The organism is Caulobacter sp. AVps18 (assembly GCF_058681425.1).
In genome coordinates this window covers 2,532,737-2,556,652 of the sequence record NZ_CM178737.1, presented here as the reverse complement: position 1 = coordinate 2,556,652, position 23,916 = coordinate 2,532,737, and the positions used below count along the sequence as shown (strand labels likewise).

Annotated in this window: 26 protein-coding genes and 2 tRNA genes; 8 read left to right on the top strand and 20 right to left on the bottom strand. The window is 66.7% G+C overall.

Annotated elements, in window-relative coordinates; genetic code table 11:
- Positions 1-20: 20 nt before the first annotated feature.
- From ACW179_RS11540 to ACW179_RS11525, 4 genes are read left to right on the top strand one after another with little or no spacing between them, the layout of a single operon-like run.
- The gene (locus ACW179_RS11540) at positions 21-1,136 is read left to right on the top strand and encodes an ABC transporter permease (protein ID WP_492064302.1); all 1,116 of its coding nucleotides are present in this window, start codon (positions 21-23) and stop codon (positions 1,134-1,136) included.
- Positions 1,133-1,972: an ABC transporter ATP-binding protein gene (locus ACW179_RS11535; RefSeq protein WP_492059655.1), complete on the top strand. Its 840-nt coding sequence runs from the start codon at positions 1,133-1,135 to the stop codon at positions 1,970-1,972. The genes ACW179_RS11540 and ACW179_RS11535 overlap by 4 nt, the downstream gene beginning before the upstream one ends.
- Complete coding sequence (locus ACW179_RS11530) at positions 1,972-2,910, top strand: MlaD family protein (protein WP_492059654.1); 939 nt, start codon at positions 1,972-1,974, stop codon at positions 2,908-2,910. The genes ACW179_RS11535 and ACW179_RS11530 overlap by 1 nt, the downstream gene beginning before the upstream one ends.
- On the top strand, positions 2,907-3,554 hold the full coding sequence (locus tag ACW179_RS11525; protein WP_492059653.1) for an ABC-type transport auxiliary lipoprotein family protein: 648 nt from the start codon (positions 2,907-2,909) through the stop codon (positions 3,552-3,554). The genes ACW179_RS11530 and ACW179_RS11525 overlap by 4 nt, the downstream gene beginning before the upstream one ends.
- Before the next feature lie 15 nt (positions 3,555-3,569).
- Here ACW179_RS11525 and ACW179_RS11520 read toward each other — a convergent pair whose 3' ends face one another.
- A complete protein-coding gene (locus ACW179_RS11520) occupies positions 3,570-4,334 on the bottom strand; it encodes an NUDIX hydrolase (RefSeq protein WP_492059652.1) in 765 nt (254 codons plus the stop codon).
- Between the two features lie 78 nt (positions 4,335-4,412).
- Entirely contained in the window at positions 4,413-5,546 is a 1,134-nt protein-coding gene (gene spbR, locus ACW179_RS11515) for a pole-localized protein SpbR (RefSeq protein WP_492059651.1), read from the bottom strand.
- Between the two features lie 155 nt (positions 5,547-5,701).
- Between spbR and ACW179_RS11510 the strand changes: the two genes are divergently transcribed.
- Together ACW179_RS11510 and ACW179_RS11505 are read left to right on the top strand one after the other, a co-directional pair.
- Complete coding sequence (locus ACW179_RS11510) at positions 5,702-7,501, top strand: hybrid sensor histidine kinase/response regulator (RefSeq protein WP_492059650.1); 1,800 nt, start codon at positions 5,702-5,704, stop codon at positions 7,499-7,501.
- Positions 7,502-7,587: 86 nt separating this feature from the next.
- Complete coding sequence (locus tag ACW179_RS11505) at positions 7,588-8,778, top strand: CaiB/BaiF CoA transferase family protein (RefSeq protein WP_492059649.1); 1,191 nt, start codon at positions 7,588-7,590, stop codon at positions 8,776-8,778.
- On the opposite strand, the gene ACW179_RS11500 is transcribed toward ACW179_RS11505, so the two are convergent.
- Positions 8,768-9,625 (bottom strand): lytic transglycosylase domain-containing protein, encoded by an 858-nt coding sequence (locus ACW179_RS11500; RefSeq protein ID WP_492059648.1) that lies wholly within the window; start codon positions 9,623-9,625, stop codon positions 8,768-8,770. The two genes, ACW179_RS11505 and ACW179_RS11500, sit on opposite strands and share 11 nt — an antisense overlap.
- Before the next feature lie 204 nt (positions 9,626-9,829).
- Between ACW179_RS11500 and ACW179_RS11495 the strand changes: the two genes are divergently transcribed.
- Positions 9,830-10,549, top strand: coding sequence for a TonB family protein (locus ACW179_RS11495; RefSeq protein ID WP_492059647.1), 720 nt, complete (start codon positions 9,830-9,832; stop codon positions 10,547-10,549).
- Between the two features lie 137 nt (positions 10,550-10,686).
- Here the strand turns inward: ACW179_RS11495 and ACW179_RS11490 are convergent, their stop codons facing one another.
- Complete coding sequence (locus ACW179_RS11490; protein ID WP_492059646.1) at positions 10,687-11,850, bottom strand: acyl-CoA dehydrogenase family protein; 1,164 nt, start codon at positions 11,848-11,850, stop codon at positions 10,687-10,689.
- A gap of 192 nt (positions 11,851-12,042) precedes the next feature.
- Complete coding sequence (locus ACW179_RS11485) at positions 12,043-13,077, bottom strand: NAD(P)/FAD-dependent oxidoreductase (protein WP_492059645.1); 1,035 nt, start codon at positions 13,075-13,077, stop codon at positions 12,043-12,045.
- Positions 13,078-13,287: 210 nt separating this feature from the next.
- On the opposite strand from ACW179_RS11485, the gene ACW179_RS11480 reads away from it, so the two are divergent.
- On the top strand, positions 13,288-13,695 hold the full coding sequence (locus ACW179_RS11480; protein ID WP_492059644.1) for a helix-turn-helix domain-containing protein: 408 nt from the start codon (positions 13,288-13,290) through the stop codon (positions 13,693-13,695).
- Positions 13,696-14,039: 344 nt separating this feature from the next.
- On the opposite strand, the gene ACW179_RS11475 is transcribed toward ACW179_RS11480, so the two are convergent.
- The 15 genes from ACW179_RS11475 to murA all read right to left on the bottom strand — a co-directional run bounded on the left by ACW179_RS11475 (position 14,040) and on the right by murA (position 23,899).
- Positions 14,040-14,116 (bottom strand) — tRNA-His (locus tag ACW179_RS11475).
- Positions 14,117-14,246: 130 nt separating this feature from the next.
- The gene (locus ACW179_RS11470) at positions 14,247-14,978 is read right to left on the bottom strand and encodes an energy transducer TonB (protein ID WP_492059643.1); all 732 of its coding nucleotides are present in this window, start codon (positions 14,976-14,978) and stop codon (positions 14,247-14,249) included.
- Between the two features lie 10 nt (positions 14,979-14,988).
- Entirely contained in the window at positions 14,989-15,420 is a 432-nt protein-coding gene (locus tag ACW179_RS11465; protein WP_492059642.1) for a biopolymer transporter ExbD, read from the bottom strand.
- A 5-nt stretch (positions 15,421-15,425) separates the two neighbouring features.
- Complete coding sequence (locus tag ACW179_RS11460) at positions 15,426-16,313, bottom strand: MotA/TolQ/ExbB proton channel family protein (RefSeq protein WP_492059641.1); 888 nt, start codon at positions 16,311-16,313, stop codon at positions 15,426-15,428.
- A gap of 588 nt (positions 16,314-16,901) precedes the next feature.
- A tRNA-Phe gene (locus ACW179_RS11455) sits at positions 16,902-16,977 on the bottom strand.
- Between the two features lie 99 nt (positions 16,978-17,076).
- Positions 17,077-17,250: a DNA gyrase inhibitor YacG gene (gene yacG, locus ACW179_RS11450; protein ID WP_492059640.1), complete on the bottom strand. Its 174-nt coding sequence runs from the start codon at positions 17,248-17,250 to the stop codon at positions 17,077-17,079.
- The gene (locus ACW179_RS11445; protein ID WP_492059639.1) at positions 17,247-18,290 is read right to left on the bottom strand and encodes a ribonuclease E/G; all 1,044 of its coding nucleotides are present in this window, start codon (positions 18,288-18,290) and stop codon (positions 17,247-17,249) included. Before ACW179_RS11445 ends, yacG begins: the two co-directional genes overlap by 4 nt.
- Positions 18,291-18,300: 10 nt before the next feature.
- Entirely contained in the window at positions 18,301-18,897 is a 597-nt protein-coding gene (locus tag ACW179_RS11440) for a Maf family protein (RefSeq protein WP_492059638.1), read from the bottom strand.
- Between the two features lie 6 nt (positions 18,898-18,903).
- Positions 18,904-19,122, bottom strand: a complete 219-nt coding sequence (gene infA / locus ACW179_RS11435; RefSeq protein ID WP_035044427.1) for a translation initiation factor IF-1 — start codon at positions 19,120-19,122, stop codon at positions 18,904-18,906.
- Between the two features lie 97 nt (positions 19,123-19,219).
- A complete protein-coding gene (locus tag ACW179_RS11430) occupies positions 19,220-19,675 on the bottom strand; it encodes an arsenate-mycothiol transferase ArsC (RefSeq protein WP_492059637.1) in 456 nt (151 codons plus the stop codon).
- Between the two features lies 1 nt (position 19,676).
- A complete protein-coding gene (locus ACW179_RS11425) occupies positions 19,677-20,168 on the bottom strand; it encodes a UPF0262 family protein (RefSeq protein WP_492059636.1) in 492 nt (163 codons plus the stop codon).
- 21 nt (positions 20,169-20,189) lie between these two features.
- Positions 20,190-21,485, bottom strand: coding sequence for a histidinol dehydrogenase (gene hisD, locus ACW179_RS11420; protein WP_492064301.1), 1,296 nt, complete (start codon positions 21,483-21,485; stop codon positions 20,190-20,192).
- A gap of 305 nt (positions 21,486-21,790) precedes the next feature.
- The gene (locus tag ACW179_RS11415) at positions 21,791-21,982 is read right to left on the bottom strand and encodes a hypothetical protein (RefSeq protein WP_492059635.1); all 192 of its coding nucleotides are present in this window, start codon (positions 21,980-21,982) and stop codon (positions 21,791-21,793) included.
- Between the two features lie 171 nt (positions 21,983-22,153).
- Positions 22,154-22,606, bottom strand: coding sequence for a DUF2948 family protein (locus tag ACW179_RS11410; protein WP_492059634.1), 453 nt, complete (start codon positions 22,604-22,606; stop codon positions 22,154-22,156).
- A gap of 3 nt (positions 22,607-22,609) precedes the next feature.
- Complete coding sequence (murA, locus tag ACW179_RS11405) at positions 22,610-23,899, bottom strand: UDP-N-acetylglucosamine 1-carboxyvinyltransferase (protein WP_492059633.1); 1,290 nt, start codon at positions 23,897-23,899, stop codon at positions 22,610-22,612.
- Between the last annotated feature and the right edge of the window lie 17 nt (positions 23,900-23,916).

Genomic DNA, 23,916 nt, shown 5'->3' with positions numbered 1-23,916 from the left:
AGAAGGATCTGCTTCGCTTCATGCCCGTGCCCGCCGATTTCACCCTGAATGAGACCGATGGCAGGACGACCATCGTCTTGTCGGGGGACTGGACAGCGCGCGGCCTTTCCGACGCGGGGGCGCGCCTGAGCGAAACCCTGAACGACAGCCACGCCCTCTGCCTGGACCTGCGCGAGATCAACCGCTGCGACACCGCCGGGGCCTATGCCATCATCCGCGCCGCAGACGGTCGCGCCTCGGCCGGACAGATTCAGGCCCGTCCCGAAACCTTGCGACTGCTGGAACTGGTCGGCGACGCCATCCAGGTCGAGCCTGAAGTCACCCCGCGGCCCCACGGCGTGCAGGCCCTGCTGGAGCGGATCGGGCGCGGCGTCTTCGGTCTCGTGCATGACGGCTATGGCACGCTGGTCTTCCTGGGCCATCTGCTGACCGCCGTTGGGCGCAGCCTTGTCAAACCCAGCCGTATCCGCTGGGCACCGATCATTTCGCTATGCGAACGGGCCGGGCTTGACGCCATGCCGATCGTGGCGACCACCACGTTCTTCATCGGTGCCGTCGTGGCCCTGCTGGGCGCCAATATGCTGGTCGAGTTCGGGGCGCAGGTTTATGCCGTGGAACTGATCGGCATTTCGGTGCTGCGCGAGTTCAACATCCTGATCACCGCCATCCTGCTGGCCGGTCGCTCGGCCTCCAGTTTCGCCGCCGAGATCGGTTCGATGAAGATGAACCAGGAAATCGACGCCATGCAGGTGATGGGCGTTGATCCCTACGAAGCGCTGGTCCTGCCCCGCTTCGCCGCCATGCTGCTGACCATTCCGCTCCTGACCTTCATCGCCACTCTGGCCGGCCTGGCCGGTGGCATGCTGGTGGTCTGGGTCGTGCTGGACCTGTCGCCCAGCTTCTTTCTGCAACGGATCGTCGACTATGTGGGCGTCACGCACTTCTGGATCGGCATGTCCAAGGCGCCGGTCATGGCGGCCGTGATCGCCGCCATCGGCTGTCGCCAGGGCATGGAGGTGGGCAACGACGTCGAGTCCCTGGGTCGCCGGGTCACCGCCGCCGTGGTCCACGCCATATTCGCCATCATCCTGATCGATGCGATCTTCGCGCTGATCTACATGGAGCTGGACGTTTGAAGCCCGCCGCAGACACCGCCGCGCCGCCGGCTGCGACCGATGACGACGCCCCGCCGATCCAGATCGAGGGTCTGGTTTCGCGGTTTGGCGACAATGTCATCCATGACGGCCTCAACCTCAGCGTCGAACGGGGCGAAGTATTGGGCGTAGTCGGCGGTTCGGGCTCGGGCAAGTCGGTGCTGCTCAACAGCATCATCGGCCTGAAGACCCCTGATGAAGGCAGCGTCAAGCTGTTCGGTCACGACATGCGCACCGCCGACCGCCGCCGCTGGACCTCCGTCGAGCGGCGCTGGGGCGTGCTGTTCCAGCAGGGGGCACTGTTTTCGAACCTGACGGTGCGCGAGAACGTCGCCGCGCCGTTGATCGAGCATACCCGACTGCCCAAGCGCGAGATCCAGGAGTTGGCCGAGCTGAAGATCGCGTTGTCTGGCCTGCCCGCCCGCGCGGCCGACCTGAAGCCGGCCGAGCTGTCGGGCGGCATGCGCAAGCGCGCTGGTCTGGCCCGCGCCCTGGCCCTGGATCCCGAACTCCTGTTCCTCGACGAGCCAACCGCAGGTCTGGATCCGATCGGGGCGGCGGCCTTCGACGACCTGATCAAGGATCTTTCCGATAGCCTGGACCTTACGGTGTTCATGATCACCCACGACCTCGACAGCCTCTACGCGATCACCGACCGCGTCGCGGTGATCGCCGACAAGACCGTGGTGGCCATCGCCCCGGTGGAGGAGCTGGAACACTCCGACCATCCGTGGATCAAGGAATACTTCCTGGGACCGCGTGGCCGCGCGGCAGGCCGCAAGGCGACCACAAAGACGACGACGGCGAGGACTCTCTGATGGAAAGAAACGCCAACTACGCCTTGGTCGGCGCGGTCACCCTGTTCCTGTTCATGGGACTTGTGATCTTCGTGGTCTGGCTGGCCCGCCTGAGCTTCAGCCAGGAATACGACATCTACGATGTCCGCTTCGTGGGCCCGGTACGCGGCCTGTCGGAAGGCGGCGAGGTTCATTTCAACGGCATCAAGGTGGGCGAGGTCACTGAGATCGACCTCGACAAGAGTGATCCCAACCAGGTCCTGGCCCAGATCCGCGTCACCTCGAACGTACCGATCAAGACCGACAGCTACGCCACGCTGGAGCCGCAGGGCATCACCGGCGTCAACTACATCCAGATCGCCGCCGGCTCGCCCGAGAAGCTGCTGCTGAAGGATACGGTCAAGAACGGCAAGACGCCGGTGATCCGCACCCAGCGCAGCGCGCTGTCCGACCTGCTCGAGGGCGGCGGCACGGTGCTGACCCGCACCATCGAGGCGCTGGACCGCATCAACCTCGTGCTGTCGGACGACAACGTCAAGACCTTCAGCGCCGCCCTGGACGACATCCAGGCCGTGACCGCCGAGGCCCGCGAACGCAAGGCGATCATCGCCGACGCCCAGAAGGCCCTGCAGAGCATCGACATGACGGCCCAGTCGATTACTGAACTGTCGAAATCCACCGAGGCCGTCGTCAATGGCGACGCCAAGCGCTCGCTGGCCCAGCTGGCCGACGCTGCGGGCGAACTGAAATCGGCCGCCAAGGATGCGCGGGGCATGATCTCGCGCCTCGAAGGCCCCACCACCGATTTCGCCAACACGGGCCTGCCGCAACTGTCAGCCGCCATCGTGACCCTGCAGTCAGCCGCCGAGTCGCTGGACCGTCTTGTGGGCGAGGTCGAACAAAATCCGCGCGGCGTGGTCAGCAAGTCGCCCGCCAAGGAACTGGAGGTCAAGCCGTGAACCCCATCCCCGCCGCGCCCCGCCGCAGCCTTGGGCGTATCGTCGCCGTCGCCGCCCTTGCCCTGACCTTGGGCGGCTGCATCACCCTCTTCCCCAAGGTCGAGCCCGCCGGCCTCTATCGCTTCGGAACCGCGCCGCCGCCGGCCGCCAAGGGCCCGGCCGGCGCGCAGTTCGGGGTCTTCAAGTCGGCCACTGTCTTCACCCGCGCCTCAGCCAGCGACCGCATCCTGACCGTAACCCAAGGCGAGGCGGCCTATATCGCCGGCGCGCGCTGGGTGTCGCCGGCCAGTGTGCTGTTCGACGAAGCCGTCGCGCGTGCCTTCGACGCCGATGCCAGCCGCGCCCGCTTGATCGGTCGCGGCGAAATAGCCAAGGCCGACCTCATCCTGCGACTGGAAGTGCGAACCTTCGAGACGGTCTATGCCCGTCCCAAGGCGACGCCCGAGGTTATCGTACAGGTGCGTGGCGTACTTAACCGCAGCAATGACCGCGCCGTGGTCGGCGACCAGATCTTCGAATCGCGGGTCAAGGCCGAAGACAATCGGGTCGGGGCCATCGTGAAGGCCTATGACGCGGCCAACGCCAAGGTGCTGGGCGACATCGCCGCCTGGACCAGCGCGGCCGGGCCGGGCACCGCGAACTAGGTCACACCCGGCGCCTCAAAGCGCCGAGAGCGGCTCGACCACGTCGCCATAGCCGGCGTCGGGCTGGATGCGCAGGCCCTGGCCTTCCACCCACGGCTCGACTGTAACCAGGGGCCGCGTGCTTGCCCTGGCGATGGCGTCTGCCGGGCTGGTGCTTTCGGCGAGCAGCTGCAGGTTCATGCGGGTCGGAAAGATCACCTTGCGGGTTCCCGCCGCCGCCATGTCCAGCGCCTGGGCCGGCGCGATCCACTCGGCATCGACGGCCTCGTGTCCGTCACAAACGGCCAGTTGGGCGCCCGGCGCATGGGCGGCATAGAACCAGGTATCGAAGCGCTTGGGCATCAGCCGGGGCGTGATCCAGCGGGCGAAGATGGTCAGGGCGGCCAGGTCCAGCTTCAGGCCAAGATTCTCGACCACGTCGACGAAGGGCACGCGGTCATCGGCCACCGCTGCGCGCACCTCGACGGCCGCCTCGCCCTCGTAAAAAGCGCCGGCCGCGTCACGGGCCAGCAGGACACCCGCCTCCTCATAGGCCTCGCGGATGGCGGCGATGCGCAGGGCGGCACCATCCTCACCGACCGCGTCCCAGCCCGTGGCGAGATCGCGCCAACGCGGGTCTTCATCGCCGCCGTGGCTCTTGCCGCCGGGAAACACCAGGGCCCCCGCCGCGAAATCGATCTGGTGGTGGCGCTTGACCATCAGCACCTCGAACGCCGGCGCGTCCCGAAGCAGCAGTACGGTAGCGGCTAGGCGAACGTGGCCGGGCGAAGACTCTGACATTCCAGCAGATTGGCGCGGTTGATGGCGCTTGCCCAGAGCAGATTCGAACAAACGTTCAATTCGGCCTGCGACCTTGAGTCACCCGGTGGCGGCGTGCTCTTCGTCCGCCAGGCGATCCATGCGCTCCAGCAGGTAATCCGAATCCTCGCGCGATATGACCTGGGGCGAGGTCAGGAAGCGCTGGATCATGTGCTCCTGAAAGCGTTCGCGGTCGTGACTGCGACCGTCGAACTCGTTGGCGTGGAAGGCGTCGACCCCGGCGCGGAAGGCCGGATAGAGCCGCGCCGGCAGGCCGGCCCGCTCGCAGATGGCCTTCAGGCCCAGTTGCCCCGCATCGTGGATCATAAGCCAGGTGCGGTGATGCGGCACGCCGGCCAGCTCGGCCACGCCCCACTCGAAAAAGGTCATGTGGCCATGAGCGAGGGCCCGCAGCAGCAGTGACGGGCTCAGGCGATCCGCGCTGTTGAGGTGGATGACCAGGGCCTTGGGATCAGCTGCGCGACCGGCCTGATCGACCAGGTCAATGGTCGCCCGCTCAGTCGCGCTGGTCACCAGTTCCATCACCCGCTCGGGCGAAAGGGCATGATGGCTGACGATGTGGTCGCGCAACTGGTCGCCGACCATGTCGATCAGGCGCTCGGTCACCGATAGGGGCAGGGCCGAGCGATAGGCCACGGCCTGCAGGACGTGCTCGGACTTGGAGAACCGGTCGAGGGCCTTTTGTAGGGCCATCTCGGAAAAGCGGGCGTTGTCGTTGGCGCAGACGGTGGCAACAACCTGTTCGGAGCCCTGGTCGATGAGTGCCGAGGTCACGCGGGTCGAAAGTCGGGGGCGCTTGGCCACCGCCATCTGCCGCACTTCACCGCCCATGCGGACGATCTCGGCCAGGTCCGCGTCGGTGAAGACCGGCGAGAAACTGATGATCGGCAGCGACACGCTTTCCACGTCGCGGGCCAGACGATTGGCGACATCGGGTGGCAGGCTGGCAGAGTTTTTCAGCGTCACGGCCATGGCCCGACGCACCAGTTCGGCCGCATCGGCGGCCATCACCCGCAGAATGTCGTGGGCGATCTGGCGCTCGTCCTCGGCCATCTCGGCGCGGTCGATGGTCCGGCACAGCTTGTGGGCTGCCAGCGCACGCTCGTCAGCGGTCGCGCCCTTCACCAGCATGCGGATATCGTTGTCTGTCAGTGCCGCGCGGGTGGTGGCCATGGGTTCGCCGAACCAGAGGGATGCGAGTCACCCTTATAGTCCTCTGTTAAGCTTAATGATTGTTTGAACTCTAAAGCTGTGGATTAACGATGCCCCGTAACCGGGCGCAAACCACGCTGCCCTAGGATCGCGCCTCAACAGCCGAGGAAGCGATCTTGTTCGCGCAGCGCCGCCCCCCCAACGTTCCGACGCGCGACGCGAACCTGGCTATGGCGCTGGACGCTCAGGCGGCGCTAGCCCCTTATGCGCTTGGGGTTTTCGCAGTCAGCCTACCCCTGTTCACCTGGGTCGCCTGGTTCGCCGACAACGCACTGTGGATGCTGGCCAGCCTGGCGGTCTTCGCCATCAACTGGGGTGCCTTCTATGCGGCGGTCAGCTGGTTGCGCGGCGAAGAGTCGCAAGATCTTAAGAGGCGCGCCCGGGTTCAATTACTGGGCGGCCTGCTTTGGGCTGTGACGGTGATCCAGCTGGCAGCCTTCGCCGACGGCGCGGGCGCGGTGCGCGAGACCCTTCTGCTGCTCAGCGCCGCTGCGGCGGTGATGTGCATCTTCTTCACCGCCACCTCCCTGCCCGCCCTGCTGGTCACCACGCCGATCGCCGCCGCCGGCCCCCTGACGGCGCTGTTTGCCCAGCCAGACACGCGCCATGCCGGCGTCATGGCCTGGGGCGCCATCGCCCTGGCCCTGGCCCTGGCCCTGGTGCTCAACCGGATGGTTCGCCGTCAGCACGCCCTGGCCGAGGCCCATGCCGGTCTGGTCGAGGAGCGCCTGGCGGTGCTGGACGCCGCCGAGCGCACGGCCCGCTCAAAGTCCGACATCGTCGCCACCCTGAGCCATGAGATCCGCAACGGCCTGACCGGCGTAATGCACGTGCTGGCCGCCGCCGCCGGCAAGGGCGGCCGCGCCGCTCCCTCGCGTGAACAACTGAACGCCGCCCTCGACGCCGCCCAGGACCTGATTGCGGTGCTCAACGCCACGCTCGATTCCGAGACCGCCGAGTCGGGCCGGCTGGCGGTAGACTCCCAGCCGTTCAATCCGGTGCGACTGCTGCGCGACCTGGCCCTGCTGGAGCGCCCCCATGCCATGGCCAAGGGCCTGGAACTGGCCGTGCATGTCGATCCGCTGCTGGAGCGTCGGGCCGGTGGGGCAGTGCTAGCCGACGCCATGCGCACCCGCCAGATCATCGCCAACCTGCTGGGCAATGCCATCAAGTACACCGTGCGCGGCCGGATCGAGGTGCGGGTCGAGCGGCGCGGTGACCAGATCGCCATCGAGGTGGCAGATACCGGGCCGGGTCTGTCGCTGGACGAAATCGGTCACGCCTTTGAGCCGTTCCGCCGCGTCGAGCGCACCGGCGCCGGGATCAATGGCGCGGGCCTGGGCCTGTCGCTGTCGCGGCAATTGGCCCGCCTGATGGGCGGAACGCTGGAAGCCCGCAGCGCCTTGGGCGTGGGCAGTTGCTTTACCCTGACCCTGCCCTTCGACGAGACCCTGCCCTGCGACGACGACCTCACTGACGAGCCTTCGCCGGTGGCCGAAGCGCAGGGCGCGCCCCGCAGGCTGCGGGTGCTGATCGCAGAGGATGACGCCCTCAGCGCCGCCATGCTGCGCGCGATCCTCGAGCAGCTGGGCCACCAGGTAGTTCATGCCCAGAATGGCCAGCGCGCCGCAGACCTGGCCCGCATCGCCGATTTCGACCTGCTGATGCTGGACGGCCGCATGCCCGTGTTGGATGGCCCGGCCACCGCCGCCGCCGTGCGGGCGCTGGAGGGCAAGAACCGCGACCTACCCATCGTCGCTGTGATCGACGGCGACGCCGACGAGGCCCGTGCCTGCATCGACGCCGGGGCCGACATCGTCCTGCGCAAGCCGGTCTCCGTCGCCGCCGTTGCGCGCGCCGTCGCCGACGCCGCCGCCCTGGATCGCCTCGGTGCCGCCGGCCGGGCCGCCGCCTGAGCCGGTCTGCCGTAGCGTAAGCCTATCGCCCCGCACGCGCGTCCCGCACACTCACCGCAACGAGAACAAGAATGCGGGAGGATGCGATGCTGGAAGGACTCCGGGTCGTCGAACTGGCCACCTATATCGCTGCGCCCGGCGCGGCGGGGATCATGGCCGACTGGGGTGCCGACGTGATCAAGGTCGAGTCGCCGGAGGGTGATCCGATGCGGCGCTTCTTCGACAGCATCGCCTCGCAGCAGGACGCCAACCCCGTCTTTGAGCTCGACAACCGGGGCAAGCGCGCCGTGGTGCTGGATATCCGGTCCGAGAGCGGCCAGGAGGCCCTGAAAGCCCTGGTGGCGACCGCAGACATCTTCCTGACCAATGTGCGGCCCGGCGCCCTGCTCCGCGCCGGCCTCGACCACGAGACGCTGCGAGGCCTGGACCCGCGCCTGATCTATTGCAGCCTGACCGGCTATGGCCTGCAGGGGCCGGATCTCGACAAGGCCGGGATGGACGTCGCGGCCTTCTGGTCGCGGGCCGGCGTGGGGTCGATCACCGCGCCCAAGGGGGCCGAGCCCTTCCCGATCCGCACCGGCATGGGCGACCATGTCACCTCGCTGGCCACGGTCTCGGCGATCCTGGCGGCGGTGTATGAGCGTCAGGCCACCGGGGTTGGACGGCTGGTTGAGACCTCGCTGTTGCGCACCGGCGTCTATGCCATCGGCTCGGACATGGCCATTCAGCTGCGGTTTGGGAAACTGGCCTCGACACGCGGACGGCGCGAGACCGTTCAGCCCCTGGCCAATTTCTTCAAGACCCGCGACGGGCGGTGGATCTGCCTGCTGCCGCGCCAGGGCTCCAGCGACTGGGACAGGATAGCCGCCGCCGCCGGCCGGCCCGACCTTGTCGAGGATCCGCGCTTCGCCACCTCCAGGGCCCGGCGCGAGAATACCGCCGCCCTGGTCGACATCCTGGATGAGGCGTTCGGTGCCATGGACTACTCAGAGGCCGAGGCCGCCCTGGACGCCGGCGACCTGACCTGGGCCCCCTATCAGACGCCGCGCGACCTGATCGAAGACCCGCAGGCGGAAGCGGCGGGATGCTTCGTCGATACCCCCGATGGCCTGGGCGGAACCTTCCGTGCGCCGGCCGGCCCCGCCCGCTTCCCGGGCGCGCTGGACGGGCCACGCGGCCCTGCGCCCAAGCTGGGCGCGGACACGGCCTCGGTGTTTCGGGAACTGGGCTGGACCGAGGACCGCATCGCGGTGCTGACCAAGCCCGTCAGCGGTTAGTCTTGCCGTCGCGGGCGTCGGCCAGCATCCGCAGCATCTCGCTGGAGAACATCGAGCTGGCCAGGCGCTGACCGGCCCCGCCCCGGTCGACGCCGCCGCCAAACGGGCTGTCGACATCCTGCGAGCCGCGGAGGATCAGGTCTACCACGGCCTCCTGCTGGCGAATGCGCTCCAGCCTGCGACCGCTGGCATATTGCACGAAGCCTTGGTCGGCCGGCTCTTCGCGCGGTGCCGGCATGGCGCGACTGGCGCCGCCCGTCTTGGTCAGATTGGCATAGACCTCGCCCACCGTGGCGGCGCGGCCATCGCGATAGAAGATCGAGCGATTGGCCCCGGCGGCTTCAGGGAACAGACTGGCCGCGCTGGCCCCGGGATTGGTGCGGACAGCCTCGATCAGCCGCGCAGACCCCTGCGGCCCCAGGAAGTGGGCGGCATAGAGTTCGCCCGCCGTCGGGGTGCGCCCCGTTCGGCCGCGCAGATAAGAGGAATGGTCGGAGGCCAGTTCGCCGGCCATCAGCGAGGCGGCGTGCGGGTCCATCTTCAGCCCCAGAACCGCCTTGCGGGCTTCGTCGCCATTGACGCGGAACCGGCCGTCCGGGCCCTGGCTGATCAGGTCGGCATAGCGGGCATAGCCGTATTTGGCGCCATGCTTCTTGAGCGTGCCCAGCCAGGTCTGGTCGACGAACTGGAACAGGCCCGAGGCCGACGAGGTGCGGGCCTTGGCGGCGGGGTTATAGCCGCTCTCGCGCTTGGCCGTGCCCATCAGGAACGTGAAATCCACGCCCGTCGCGCTGGAGGCGCGCTGGATCGCCGATTCGACGACGCTGCGGATGGATTGGACGGCCATGCCGCCATGGGTGAACGATCATGGTTAACCCAGCCTTAACCACGTTGGCCCGGGCCGACAGATGGGCGACATGCCGCACCTTGGCCAAAGGGTGGAAATTACAAGCGTCACATTATCGACGATAATTTACGAATGTAGATTTACAGGCATCCAGTCGCGTGATGATCTGACTTTACAGTCGTAATTATCCCAAGGGAGATCGCCATGACCGCCGCCGTCAACACCCTCTCCGGCGTTCGCCACACCAGCTTCGACACCGGTTCGCGCAAGGTATCACCCGCCCTGATGTTGGGGCTCGGCGTCTCGGCCGCCGCCCATATCGCCCTGTTCGCCTACCTGGCCTATCAGAAGTACGTGGTCATGCCGCAGGACCTGGGGGTCGACCGGACCATCGTCATGCCTCTGTGGAACCCGGTCGTGCCCCCTCCCCCGCCCAAGACGGATAGGCCGCCGCCGCCCAGGGCCTCCAACCCCATCCCGGTTCATGAGGCCGTTCCGACGCCGCAGATGCCGGCCGAGACCTCGCCATTCGTCCCCATCGATGTCGCAGGACCACCGGGCCCCGGTCCGGTCACGACCGATCCTGGTCCGACCCTGCCGCCCGTCATCGCAGCGCCGCATCGCAAGATGATCACCCGCGCCAACTGGCTAAAGCGCCCCTCAGCCGAGGACGTGGATCGCTACTATCCAGACGGAGCGATCCGGCGCGGCATCTCCGGCAGCGCCACACTGGAATGTGCGGTGACGGCCAACGGCTCGGTCCGTAATTGCATGGTGCTGTCGGAAACCCCCGCCAGCGAGGGGTTCGGCACTGCAGCCCTGAAGCTGTCGCGCTTCTTCCGCATGAGCCCGCAGCTGGAAGACGGCCAGGCCGTTGACGGGGCCTCGGTCCGTATCCCGATCCGCTTCAGCAGCGGGGCGTGAGTTCGGAGACCTGAAAGGGCTCGTCGCTTGCCCCCACCTGACCTGCTGCGCAGGTCGTCCGCCCCCAGAGGGGGCAGATGATCCCATCCTCCTCTGGGGGAGGAGGATGCGCAGCATCCGGAGGGGGCAAGTGCCCGTCAGTAGCTCTTGGGCAGACCCAGCACGCGTTCGGCGATGAAGTTGAGGATCATCTCGCGGCTGACCGGCGCGATGCGGGCGATCATCGCCTCGCGGAAGTAGCGCTCGACATCATATTCCTTGGCATAGCCCATGCCGCCATGGGCCAGGACCGAGGTCTCGCAGGCCGAGAAGCCGGCCTCGGCCCCGAGATACTTGGCCGCATTGGCCTCGGCTCCGCAATCCTTGCCCAGGTCGTAGAGGGCGGCGGCCTTGAAGGCCATCAGGTTGGCGGCCTCCAACTCGGCCCAGGACTTGGCCAGGGGGTGCTGGATGCCCTGGTTCTGGCCAATGGGCCGGCCAAACACTACCCGCTCCTTGGCATAGGTCACGGCCTTGGACAGGGCCACGCGGCCCAGGCCCACGGCCTCTGCGGCGAACAGCACCCGTTCGGGGTTCAGGCCGTGCAGCAGATAGGCAAAGCCCTTGCCCTCCTCGCCGACCAGATCGTCCTGCGGCACGAACAGGTCCTCGATGAAGAGCATGTTACACTCGACGGCCTTGCGACCCATCTTCGGGATCGGCTTGGCCTCGATCTGCTCGCGGTCGGTATAGAACAGCGACAGGCCCTGGGTCGGCTTGGCGCACTGATCCTTGGGCGTGGTCCGGGCGATGATCAGGATCTTGTTGGCGCGCTGGGCGCCGGTCGTCCAGATCTTGCGGCCATTCAGGCGATAGCCGCCCTCAACCTTCTCGGCCCGGGTCTCCAGGCTGGAGGTGTCGAGGCCGGAATTGGGCTCGGTGACCGCAAAGCACATCTTGTCCTCGCCCGAGATCAGGCGCGGCAAGTGCCGGGCGCGCTGCTCATCAGAGCCGAACTTCACGATCGGCATGGGACCAAAGATGTTCAGATGGATGGCCGAGGCGCCGGAAAAGCCCGCGCCGCTTTCGGCCACGGTCTGCATCATGATCGAGGCCTCGGTCAGGCCAAGGCCCGCTCCGCCGACGCTCTCGGGCATGGCCACGCCCAGCCAGCCGCCCTCTGCGATGGCGGCGACAAACTCCTCGGGGAACTGGCCTGTCTCGTCGGTGCGACGCCAGTAGTCGTCGTCGAAACCCGCGCAGAGTTTGGCCACGCCCTCGCGGATCGCTTCCTGTTCTTCGGTCAGCCAGAAACCAGACATTACCCTACCCCTGCTCTAGTCTTTTGTTTTCACGCGCGTTTCATTCCGAAAACCGGTTACCACTTTTCGGAACGCGCTCTAGAGCCCTTTCCGACCTGATGGCTTCATCAGGGTCGGGCGAAAAGGGCTCTAAATTAAAAGTTTAGAGCATTTTTCGATCCGATAACCGTTTCATACTTATCGGAAAATGCTCTAGGCCACGGGCTCTCGCTCGAAACGGCGCGCATCGAGGCGCGCCGCATCCGGCCCCGGGTCCTTGCCCGTCAGATACGATGCGACCAGACCCGCGACAAGCGGAGCCAGCAGCCAGCCGTTACGACGCGCCCCGACAGCCAACCAAACGCCGGGACGGGCGCTGGCGCCGACCATTGGCAAGCCGTCAGGCGTCTCTGCTCGTACGCCCACCTGGATTTCTGCGCCCACCCCGTTCAAGTCGGGCCGCACGGCGCGAACCGCATCCAGAAGCGGCGCCGTCAGGACGGGGTCGGCGACCAGATCATCCCGGCCAAACTCCATTGTGGCCCCCACAGCCGGGCTAGGGCCGGGACACAGATAGACCCCCGGACCGCGCAGGACGCCGCCGTCGGGCGCGCCGCCGGCAAGCCGCAGGATCTGGCCCTTGATCGGCGAGAGATGCACCAGCTCTGGCGCCAGCCTGCCGGTGCGCTCGTTGCCCCCTGTGGCCAGGACCAGATGATCGAACGGCCGCTGCGCGCCATCGGCGAGGGTCAACCGACCGTCGGTGAAATCTGCGACCGCCAGGGCCTCGAACCTGACCCCCAGCCTTTGAGCCGCAGCGCGCATCGACGCCAGCGCTGGGCGCGCCTCCAACCGCCAGTCGCCCGTCAGCACAAGGTCGCCGCCGGGCTCCACTACAGGATCCAGGCCCAGGCCCTGCGCCTTGGCCTCCAGACCCGCCAGCCAGTCACGCGGCCCCCGCGCCCTGAGGCCGTCACGGATCAGCGGAAACCCCAGTCCCTCCACGAAGGGAGGCCACAGAGCCAGGGCGCGGCGCAAAAGCGGCAGATGCGCCGACGAGGCGGGATCGAAAAGAACCTCGGCGCCGGGGGCCAGCATGCCAGCGGCCACGCCCGAGGCGTTGTCACCTGGCGAGGCGGGATCGAAGACCGTCACGACGCACCCGGCCCGCGCCAGGGCCAGGGCCGTCGCCAGACCCAAGGCGCCGGCCCCTGCCACCGCCACACGCGCGCCAGACACAGTTCCCATGCGGCGCAAACACATGCCGGGGCGTCACAGGTCAAGCCCCCAAGGTGCCCGCCTGCGCGATCATCATAGTAGCACGACCATGCCGCGCATTGACGCACCACCGTCCCGCGCGCGTGACTCCGCGTGCGAGGTGCGCTTATCTTGGCCTGTCCAGCGAGGCTGTGTGCTCTTGAAAACACAGATCGGCGTTCCTGGAGGGAAGACACACGCATGAACGACAAGCCCGTCGCCGACCCGGCCCACCCCGTCGATCTCTATGTCGGCGCCCGCCTGCGGATCCGGCGCAAAGTCATGGGTCTCAGCCAGACGCAGGTCGCCGACGCCCTGGGAATCACGTTCCAGCAGATCCAGAAGTACGAGCGCGGCTCAAACCGGATCAGCGCCTCAAAGCTCTACGATGCCGCCAAGCTGCTGCAGGCACCGGTGTCGTACTTCTTCGAGGGACTGGATGAAACGGACGGCGGCCACGACGATGGCTTGGCTCAACGCATGACCCAGTTCGTCTCCACCCCCGAAGGCCTGGAACTGGCGGCCTTGTTCCCCCGCCTGGATGATCGGCGCCTGCGGCGACGGGTGGTGGAACTGGTGCGGGCCATGGTTGACGACGACGGCGACTGATCATGTCCTGATCCCGCCGGCGGGATCAGCGGCCATAGAGACTGATCCCCAGACTGGCTCCCCCGCTGAACGGGGCGTTCGCGAATGGAGTCGCATCGACAAGAACTGTCATCCCGGACAAGCCTGGCGAAGCCGGGCGCCGATCCGGGACCGCCGGAAGCTCTGAGTTCACGCGACGGTCCCGGATCTTCGCGCTGCGCGCTCGTCCGGGATGACAAGCGTTCTTGGTCATATGCGATAGCCGTGCCTACGGGGGAGCTATCGCGGAGCGACTGGGCGGGCAGCGCTGCTGAACCCGCAAACAAAAAGGCCGGGGCGAACCCCGGCCTTTTGCATGTTTGCGATGGTACCGCCTCTCAGGCTTGAACTGAGGACCTCCGGTTCCACAAACCGGCGCTCTAACCAACTGAGCTAAGGCGGCGCATCGCGAGGGAGTGTCTTTAGTCGGAGGCGCGGGCCGGATCAAGCACCCAAAGCCGTCCTTTTCACAGGAAAACGCCCCGGAGCCGAAACTCCGGGGCGTCCCTGTCTTTGTCCATCGCGGCCAGGGCCTATTGCGGGACCTGGAAGACAAGCGGAACCGTAATGGCACCGCCATCGACGGGTGCGCCGTCGAGGGTCTTCGGCTTCATCCGGAAGAGACGCGCCAGCTTGAGCGCGGCATCCCCGAAGCCGTAGTCGGCCGGGTTCTCGGAGACCACATTGCAGCCTTCGAGCGTACCCTTGGCGGTCACGGTGCATGACAGGGTCACGCGGCCGTTGACTTCCATCCGTTGGGCGCGGTCCGGGTAGTACCGGGCCATGTCGTCGCCGTTGGGCTTGCGGGCCCAGTCCGGACGCGTGATCACCGAAGCCCGGGCCGGCGGGTTCGTAGGAACCGGCGGCACGGCGGAGATCACGGGCGGAGCCGTCGATTCAATCCGCTTTTCAACGGGCGGAATCGGCAGAGGCGGCGGCGGCGTGATGTTCGGCGGCGGATCAATCGGAGGCCGCGGCTGAACCACTGCCGGAGGCGGCGGCGGCTCATTCGTCGGCGGCGGTGGCGGCGGAGGCGGCGGAGGCGGAGGCGGCGGAGGCGGAAGCTCCACATCCACAGCCTCGTCCGAATACTCCTTCATCACCGCTTCGAACTTCTGCTTTGCCAGATAGGCAAACAAAGCAGCGTGAACGCCGATCACGACTAACGTCGCGACACCAAAAGCACCCAGGCCCTTTTTGCGTCGGGGCCCTTCCGAGGTCAGCGGATCGTAGTGGCGATGGGGGGGCGTCTGTTCTTCAGCCATACATTCACCCCTAGTTATCTTCCTTGCCGATGAGAGCAACGCTGTAGAAGCCGTTATCCTGGAGGGTGTTCATGACCTCCATGAAGCTTCCGTAGCGTGTCTTCTCGTCGGCTCGGATGTAGATGCGCTCCTTGGTCGGATCGCGTCTGCCAATGTTCTTCGCGAGGTCCTGCCCCATCGTGTCAACCGTGGTCGGAAAGTCTCCAATGAAGACTTTGCCCGATTGCTGGATCGAGATGTAGACCGGCTTTGGCGGGGACTCCGACTGTTTCGCAACCGCCGGCGGCAGGTTTACTTCGACCGTCACGGAGGCGAGCGGCGCCGCCACCATGAAGATGATCAGGAGAACCAGCATAACGTCCACGAAGGGCGTAACATTGATCTCGCTGTTCTGTTCGACGTTAAACCTGTCGCCCCCACCGCCTGAGAGTTTGGCGGCCATGGGTTTTACGCCCCTTTGTCGAGTTGGCGCGAAATGGCGTTCATCAATTCAGCAACGAAGCCTTCCGAGCGCGTGCCGTAGGCCGAGATCCGGGTTTGGAAGTAGTTGTAGAAGATAACCGCCGGAATAGCAGCGAACAGACCAATACCGGTGGCGAGGAGCGCTTCGGCGATGCCGGGGGCGACGACGGCCAGGTTGGTGGTGTTGGTGTTAGCAATGCCGATGAACGAGGTCATGATCCCGTAAACGGTACCGAACAGACCGATGAACGGACCGCCCGAGCCGACCGAGGCCAGGAACACCATGCCGCCCGACAGACGCTTAACCAGCGAGGCTTGCACCGCGTTGATGGCGTAGGTGGCGCGACCGAGGGTCGAGTCACGGTGCTCGCCACCGACGGCCAGACCGGCTTGACGCGACAGTTCAACTTCCTGAGCAGCGGCGGCGGCCATGTCGGCCATCGGGTTGCCTTCGAATTCTTCCGACGACCCGATGCGGGCGATGTCGGCGATCGTACGAGCGCCGCGGAAGGCTTCGAGGAAGGCGTCCGATTGCTTGTTCAGCGAACCAAACTCGAGAAGCTTGGTGATCAGCAGAACCCAGGAGAAGACCGACGCCAGGATCAGGCCGATCATAACGACCTTAACGACGATACCGGCAGCGAGGAACATGCCGACCGGGGTCAGCGAGTGGCTTTCCTTCTTGGGTTCTTCGGCAGCGGGCTCTGCAGCCGGGGCCGGAGCAACGGCAGCATCAGCGGCCGGAGCGGCGGTGCTTTCGGCGGCGGCCGGGGCGGGAGCCGCGGCGTCCTGAGCGAAAGCGGGAACGCTCGTCATCAGCGCGAGCGCGCCGAAGATAGCGATGAGGGGGGTCTTCCGTTTAATGTCGAGCATCTGTCGCCAGTTCCTGATTGGTCTAGCACGTTTGGACCGAGGGTCGTCGCGCGAGAGCGTTTCTACCCTAACTCTGAATAGCCCACCCGGAGGTCGATTTCTCTTCCCACCCCGGCGGACCCGCTTCGCTGCGCTCGATCCGTTACGCCCCTCAGGCGACCAAAGGTCGCAAGAAGGATCGTTTCGAAGCGCGAGTGACCGAAGCCCCCGTTTAGAGGCTTCGATCTTACCGCAATGTTAGAATTGCGGCAGGGGTCCTTTGGCAACCCCTTTTCGCACCGTCAAGAGGTTCTTCTAGGCATAAAATTTGCGCTCCGTCCGCCCAGAGACGGTTCTTGCTGCAACGCACAAATCCCAAATCAGGAAACAGGGGCGGTTTTTCCCTGCCAACGGGAATAGTCATGCTGCAGTGCAGCATGAGAACAAAACGTCGGTCGGTGAAGGGCAGGTGCCACCGGTATTCGCACGGAATCCGGTCGTTCCCTGCCGCGCCCGCCCCATCAAGCCAGGCGAAGGCCGCGCTCCAGAGAACAAATGGTCGCCCTGGCGGCTGGAAAGCCGCTTCTGAGCGCCAAAACTCTGGAACAATGGTGCCTGGGGGCGGATTCGAACCACCGACACGCGGATTTTCAATCCGCTGCTCTACCAACTGAGCTACCCAGGCCCTTGAGCCCTTGGCGGTTGAAAACCGCCTTGGCACCCGCCTTTCAGCGGGGAGCCGCGTCTATAAGCGAGGCCGATTTGGTTGTCCAGCGCCGTTCGATCATTCCCTGTTGATGTCTTCCGGCAGGGAATTTTCATCGTCCTCATCGCTGGCCGGGACGACATAGGAGCCCGACAGCCATCGGTTCAGGTCGACGTCCGAGCAACGCTTGGAACAGAAGGGACGAAAGCCGGGATCGACCGGCTTGCCGCAGATGGGGCAGCCACTGCTCATGTTGCAGACACCTCGATGCGGTCAGCGGGCCAGTCAGCGACTGACTGCACGACGAATCTGTGACCCAGCCGCTCGGCGACGCCGGCCTCAAGCGGGGCGAAGGCGTCTGCGACAGCCGGGGCGCAGCGAGCCGTCAGGCGGCCACCGGGATCGGCCCGCCCCTCCCGCTCCAGCGCCCGCGCCACGCGTCGCGCCATGGCCGCCGGGTTTGGCCTTCCGCCCGCGTCCAGCAACCGGTCCAGAATCGAGCGTCCCCGCCGGGGCACCGTCATCTCCAGCGTGCCAAATCGACTGATCGCGCCCAGGGCCACGCCGGGATTGTCGATGGAGAAGGCGTTGCGCGCCGCCGTGGTCAGGGCCTGACCGTCATGGCCCCGCCCGACGAGGTCGAAGACCACGATGCCGCCTAGCCCCTTCAGGCGCAGCACCCGGGCCGCGACGCTCAAGGCCGCCATATTGGCCTGCCGGGCCGCCCGCTTGGCGTCGGCGCCTTCGCGTGCCCCCAGATCAACGTCGATCGCCACCAGTGCCCGGGTCGGCTCGATACTGATGTCGCCGCCGCCGGGCAGGGCGAACACGGTTTCCAGCGCCTCCGCCTCGGCGGCCTCGACGGCTTCCAGGGCGGCGGGACCCGTGGTCGGAGATCCGGACTTCACCAGCAGACGCAACTGCTGCTCGACCGTGAAGGCGGCCTCGATCACCCGGGGCTCCCCCTCGCCCTCAGCAATGAAGCGGGCAACCGCCGACTTGTCGCGGCGCGAGGGCGTGCGAATCTCGATCTCGACCAGCCCGCCCTCGACCAGCCTGGGCATGTCGGGCCGCAGGGGTAGCAACACGTCCTGGCCGCCGGGCAACTGGACGAAGGCGCTGGCAAAGGCCTTCTCGACCTTGCGGATGCGGGCCACGCCGCGCACGCCCTCAACGTCCAGCGGATCGTCACCGTCCCAGGTCGCGATCAGCCGCTCGGGCCGGCCATCCACGGTGACGACACCGACGGTCTCGCCGACGCCCTTATAGAGGTAGGCGCGTCTTTCGCTCATTATTGGCCACTCATGGCGCGGTCCAGCCCAGGCCGCGCAGCAGGTTCAGGGTCTCGTAGAGCGGGAGACCGACAACGCCGGTATAGGAGCCGTGCAGGTCGATGATGAAGCCGCCGGCGACGCCCTGCACCGCATAACCGCCCGCCTTGCCGCGCCATTCACCGCCGGCCAGGTAGTCGGCGCGCTCCAGATCGGACAGGGCCTTGACCTGAACGCGGGTCTCGACCAGCCGCGAGGCCTCACGGCCATCGGGCGCTATGGCCGCCACAGCGGTCAGCACCTTGTGATTGCGCCCCGACAGCAGGGCCAGGCACCGGGCGGCCTGCTCGGGCGTCTCGGCCTTGGGCAGGATGCGGCGACCCACGGCCACCACCGTGTCGGCGGCCAGCACGAAATCGCCCGGCGCGCGGCCGGCGACGGCGCGCGCCTTTTCCCGCGCCAGCCGCAAGGCGTGCAGACGCGGGGTCTCGTCACGCAGCGGCGTCTCATCGATGTCGGCGGGGTCGACCCGGTCGGGCGTGACGCCGACCTGCGCCAGCAGGTCGAGGCGTCGGGGGCTGGCGCTGGCCAGAACCAGCGACGGCTGGACGGCCGTAGCGAAAGCCATCAGCCCTTACTTGAAGCGATAGGTGATACGGCCCTTGGTCAGGTCGTAGGGCGTCATTTCAACCAGCACCTTGTCGCCAGCCAGCACGCGGATGCGATTCTTGCGCATCTTGCCGGCGGTGTGGGCGATGATCTCGTGCGCGTTTTCCAGCGTCACGCGAAAGGTCGCGTTGGGCAGCAGTTCGCTGACCGTACCGGGAAACTCGAGAAGTTCTTCCTTAGCCATCAGGCCTCTCAATTGGAGCAAACAGATAGCCGCGAAGGCGCGCCCGACCGGGTGGTCGAGAGGCAGGCCGTCGCAGCGAGGCGCCTCTATAGCGCATTCACCCCCCGAACGTCGATGGTGACCCGAAACGTCTCTTGATCGCGTCAGCCAGACCGTCCCGGACCTCGCGATAGGCCTCCAGGCGGGCCTCGCGAGAGCCGTCAACCAGGGTGGGATCGTGGGTCGGCCAGTATTCAATCTCGACCGCCCGCCCCCGCGCCAGCTCGACGGCGCGGTGCTGGGCTTCGGGGGTGAGCGACACCACCACGTCGAACGAATCGTCTTCCAGCTCGGCGAAGGTCTTGGGCTTGTGCGGCGAGACGTCCAGGCCCAGCTCGTCCATGACCGCGATGACGAAGGGATCGATCCCCTCCCCTTCCGGGTCGCCACGCAGGCCGCACGAATCAACGAAGGCGCGTGTGCCGTAGAATCGCTTGAACAGCGCCTGCGCCATCGGCGAGCGAACCCGGTTGTAGTTGCAGGTAAAAAGGACGGCGTCGGGTAGATCCGGCACCCTAACCCCGCCAGTGCAGCGCGCAGATCAGGGTAAACAGGCGGCGAGCCGTATCGAGGTCGGTCTTGACCTTGCCCTCAAGGCGCTCGCGCAGCAGGGACGAGCCCTCATTGTGCAAGCCCCGGCGGCCCATATCCAGGGCCTCGATCTGCTGGGGCGTGGAGTTGCGGATCGCCGAGTAGTAGCTGTCGCAGATCATGAAGTAGTCCTTGATCACCCCCCGGAAGGGCGACAGGGACAGCAGGTGTCGGCGCTCCCATCTCTCGTCTTGAGAGTCAGGACCGGCGATGTCGAAAGCCAGGCGATTCTCGATCAACGACAGCCGCAGATCGTAGGGACCTCCCGCCGATTCGGCCGGCTCGAAATAGTTCGAATCCAGCAGGTCAAAGATCGCGACCTGGCGCTCCTGCTCCTGATCGCGCGAGGCGGCGGCAAGACTGTCCTCGTCAATGACGATGGACTTCAGATGTTGGGTAGCGCGGTCTTGAGTCATCTTGCGCCGGAGCTTTGCGCGTCAGTCGGCGGAAGGCAACCGGCCCAGCCTGATTTGGGCCGAAAGGGCGTGGGCCGGCAGGCCCTCGGCCCTGGCCAGCGCCACGGTGTGCGGGCCCAGAATGCCGAACGAGGCCGCGTTGCACTTGGCGATCGAGGTGCGCTTGAGGAAGTCATAGATCGACAGGCCCGACTGGAAGCGCGCCGCGCGGCTGGTGGGCAGCACGTGGTTGGAGCCGGCCACATAGTCGCCGATGGCTTCGGGGGTCAGGCGCCCCAGGAAGATCGCGCCGGCGTGGCGCACGCGGTCCGACAGGCGCTCGGGATTATCCAGGGCGAACTCGACATGCTCGGGCGCTATGGCGTCGACCAAAGCCGGGCTCTCGTCCAGCGGCGCGATGATCACCGCGCCGTGGTTGCGCCACGAGGCGGCGGCGTCTTCGCCGGTGGCCAGGGTCTTGAGGCGCTCGACGATGGCGGCCTCGACGGCGGCGGCGAAAGCTTCGTCATCAGTGATCAGGATCGACTGGGCAGACGGGTCGTGCTCGGCCTGGCTCAGCAGGTCAGCAGCAATCCAGTCGGGATTGTTCTGGCCGTCGGCGACCACGACAATCTCTGACGGACCGGCCAGGGCGTCGATGCCAACAACGCCATACAGGCGGCGCTTGGCGGCCGTGACATAGGCGTTGCCGGGGCCGACGATCTTGTCGACCGACTGGATGGGTCCGGCACCATAGGCCAGGGCCGCGACGGCCTGCGCCCCGCCGATGCGCCAGATCTCGGTGACCCCGGCTTCCTTGGCGGCGGCCAGCACGGCAGGTTGCAGCTTGCCCGGCGGCGTGACCATGGCGATGCGGTCCACTCCGGCCACCTGGGCAGGCACGGCGTTCATCAGCACGGTCGAGGGATAGGCGGCGCGGCCGCCGGGCACATAGACGCCCACAGCCTCGATCGGCGTCCAGCGCCAGCCCAGCTCGACCCCGGCCTCGTCGGTCCAGGCCTGGTCGGCCGGACGCTGGCGGGCGTGATAGGCGCGAATGCGGGCGGCGGCGAAGGCGATGGCCTCACGCACGTCGGCGGGCGTATCGGCGGCGCCGGCCTCGATCTCCTCGGCGGTGACGCGAACAGTCTGTTCGGTCAGGTCCACGCGGTCGAACTTGCGGGTCAGGTCCAGCACGGCCTGCAGGCCGCCGGTCTTGACCGCCGCCAGAACCTCGACGACGGACGCATCCACATCGGACGGCGAGCCCCGATCTTCATCAAGGAAGGCCTTGAAGGCGGCGGGGAAGCTGGGTTCGGCGAAATTGAAGCGGCGCATGGGCGTGTAGATGCGGGTTTTTGGGCGCGAGACAAGAGGCAAATCCTCCCCCTGAAGGGGGAGGTGGTCGCGCAGCGACCGGAGGGGGAAGTGTAGGGCGTCGTCAGGCTTCCCTCTCCGTCGCCTGCGGCGACACCTCTCCCTTCTGGGAGAGGACCTAAGACGCCGCCTGTCGCCGCATAGGCCGCCGCCTGGGCGGAGCCCAGAGCGAAACACGCGATACGAAAATCGCCCCCTTCGCTCTAGATTTCTGTCTTCGCGTCGTTTTTGCGGAAAACCGGCATCCACTTTTTCTGCGCGATACCCTAGCTCAGTCCGGCATAGGCCAGGGTGGCCATGCCAAGGCCCAGCACCAGGAACAGCCCCACCAGGCCCAGCCGCCCCCAGTCCAGGCAAGGCCCGCCATGGCGCAGCACCGGCGGCTCGGGTTTATTCATGTCGCAAGCACGGAACAGCAGCGATTGGGCCTCGCCCGTCGCATAGGACTTCCTGGCCATGTCGGCCTCCCTGACGTCCACGCCTCTGACGGGCGCGTGGCGTTAACCTAGCACCGTTCGCCTCTCAGGCGAATTTCCAGACGATCACTAGCGCGTGGGACGAAACATGAGCAGCGCCGCTGCTCGTTTGCAGATCAGGAAAATGGCGCGCCCACGAATTGGGCACAGCGCCTAATCGGCGTGCCCGGGGCGGCGCGGGGTGGTCCAGGGTTCGGAGACGTCGGCCAGCACCACGTCCAGGCAGTCGACAGTCACCCGCAGGTCGCCGCCGCCCGCGAAGGTCAGCATCACCGTGCCGCCGGGTGCCTCGCCCGGCTCGAAGGTGACCGCCAGCAGCTCGACGATAGCGCCCTTGGCGTCGCGCTTGAGATTGCGAGCCTGGACGCCCGTGACGTCGCCCAGCTGAAGGGCCGAGCGGACCCGCTCGCCAGCGATCCCACGCTTGGCCTTTTTCCCCGCCACTTCCCAGCGAAAGCGGTTGCAGGCCAGGGTCAGGGTGCGAGCCTGGGCGTCCCAACGGATGTCGCCGATCTTGGCGACCGCATCCTGCAGGGCGGCCGAGATCACCGAGAGGTCCTCGGCGTCCTGGGCCAGCAGTCGCAGGGCGGGGACGGGACTGGTCATGGTCTAGAGCTCGGCCTCGCCATCGCCCTTGATGCGGCGCACCTGCGCCCCACAGGCGGTGAGCTTTTTTTCCAAACGCTCGAAACCACGATCCAGGTGATAGATACGAGAGACGATCGTCTCGCCGCGCGCGGCCAGGCCGGCGATCACCAGGCTGACCGAGGCCCGCAGGTCGGTGGCCATCACTTCTGCGCCTTCCAGCTGGTTGACGCCGCGCACGCGCGCCTCGCCGCCCGACACCGAAATGTCTGCACCCAGGCGCATCAGCTCGGGGGCATGCATGAAGCGGTTCTCAAAGATGGTCTCGCGCACATGGCTGTCGCCGTCGGCCAGCGTCATCAGGGCCATGAACTGGGCCTGCAGATCGGTGGCGAAACGCGGATAGGGCGCGGTTTCCAGATCCACGGCCTTCAGACGGCCCTCGCCGCGACGGATGATGACGCCGTCAGAGGTGGGCTCAACCTCGACCCCGGCCTCGACCAGCTTTTCGAGCAGGGCGTCGATCAGGCCCGGACGCGCCTTGGTCAGGCGCACTTCGCCACCCGCCATGGCAGCGGCGACGGCATAGGTGCCCATCTCGATACGGTCCGGGATCACGGCATGGGTCGCGCCATGCAGCCGCGGCACGCCGGTGATGGTCACGGTGGACGTGCCCGCCCCCTCGACCTTGGCGCCCATGGCGTTGAGGCATTCCTGAAGATCGAGCAGCTCGGGCTCGCAGGCGGCGTTGTTCAGTACCGTGACGCCATCGGCCAGGACAGCCGCCAGCATGGCGTGCTCGGTGGCACCCACCGACACGAACGGGAAGTTGATTTCCGCCCCCTTCAGCCCGCGCGGGGCCTGGGCGTAGACATAGCCCTCGTGCAGGTCGATCTTGGCGCCCAGGGCCTCCAGCGCCTGCAGGTGCAGGTCAACCGGCCGGGCACCGATGGTGCAGCCGCCGGGCAAGGACACCTTGGCCTGGCCGGTCCGGGCCAGCAGCGGACCCAGCACATTGAACGAGGCGCGCATCTGGCGAACGAGATCATAGGGCGCAAACCCGCTGGTGATCTCCGGGGCGTGCAGGATCGTCTGCTGGCCGTCGGGGCCATCGCTCTCGACGACGCTGACGCCCAGGCGGCCCAGCAGCTTGCCCAGAAACCGGGTATCGGCCAGGCGCGGCATGTTGGTCAGGCGAAGCGGCTCGTCGGTGAGCAGGCTGGCCGCCATCAACTTGATGGCCGAGTTCTTGGCGCCGCTGACCGGGATTTCCCCATACAGCCGCGCGCCGCCGATGATGGCGATACGATCCAAATCACGTCCCTCGAACG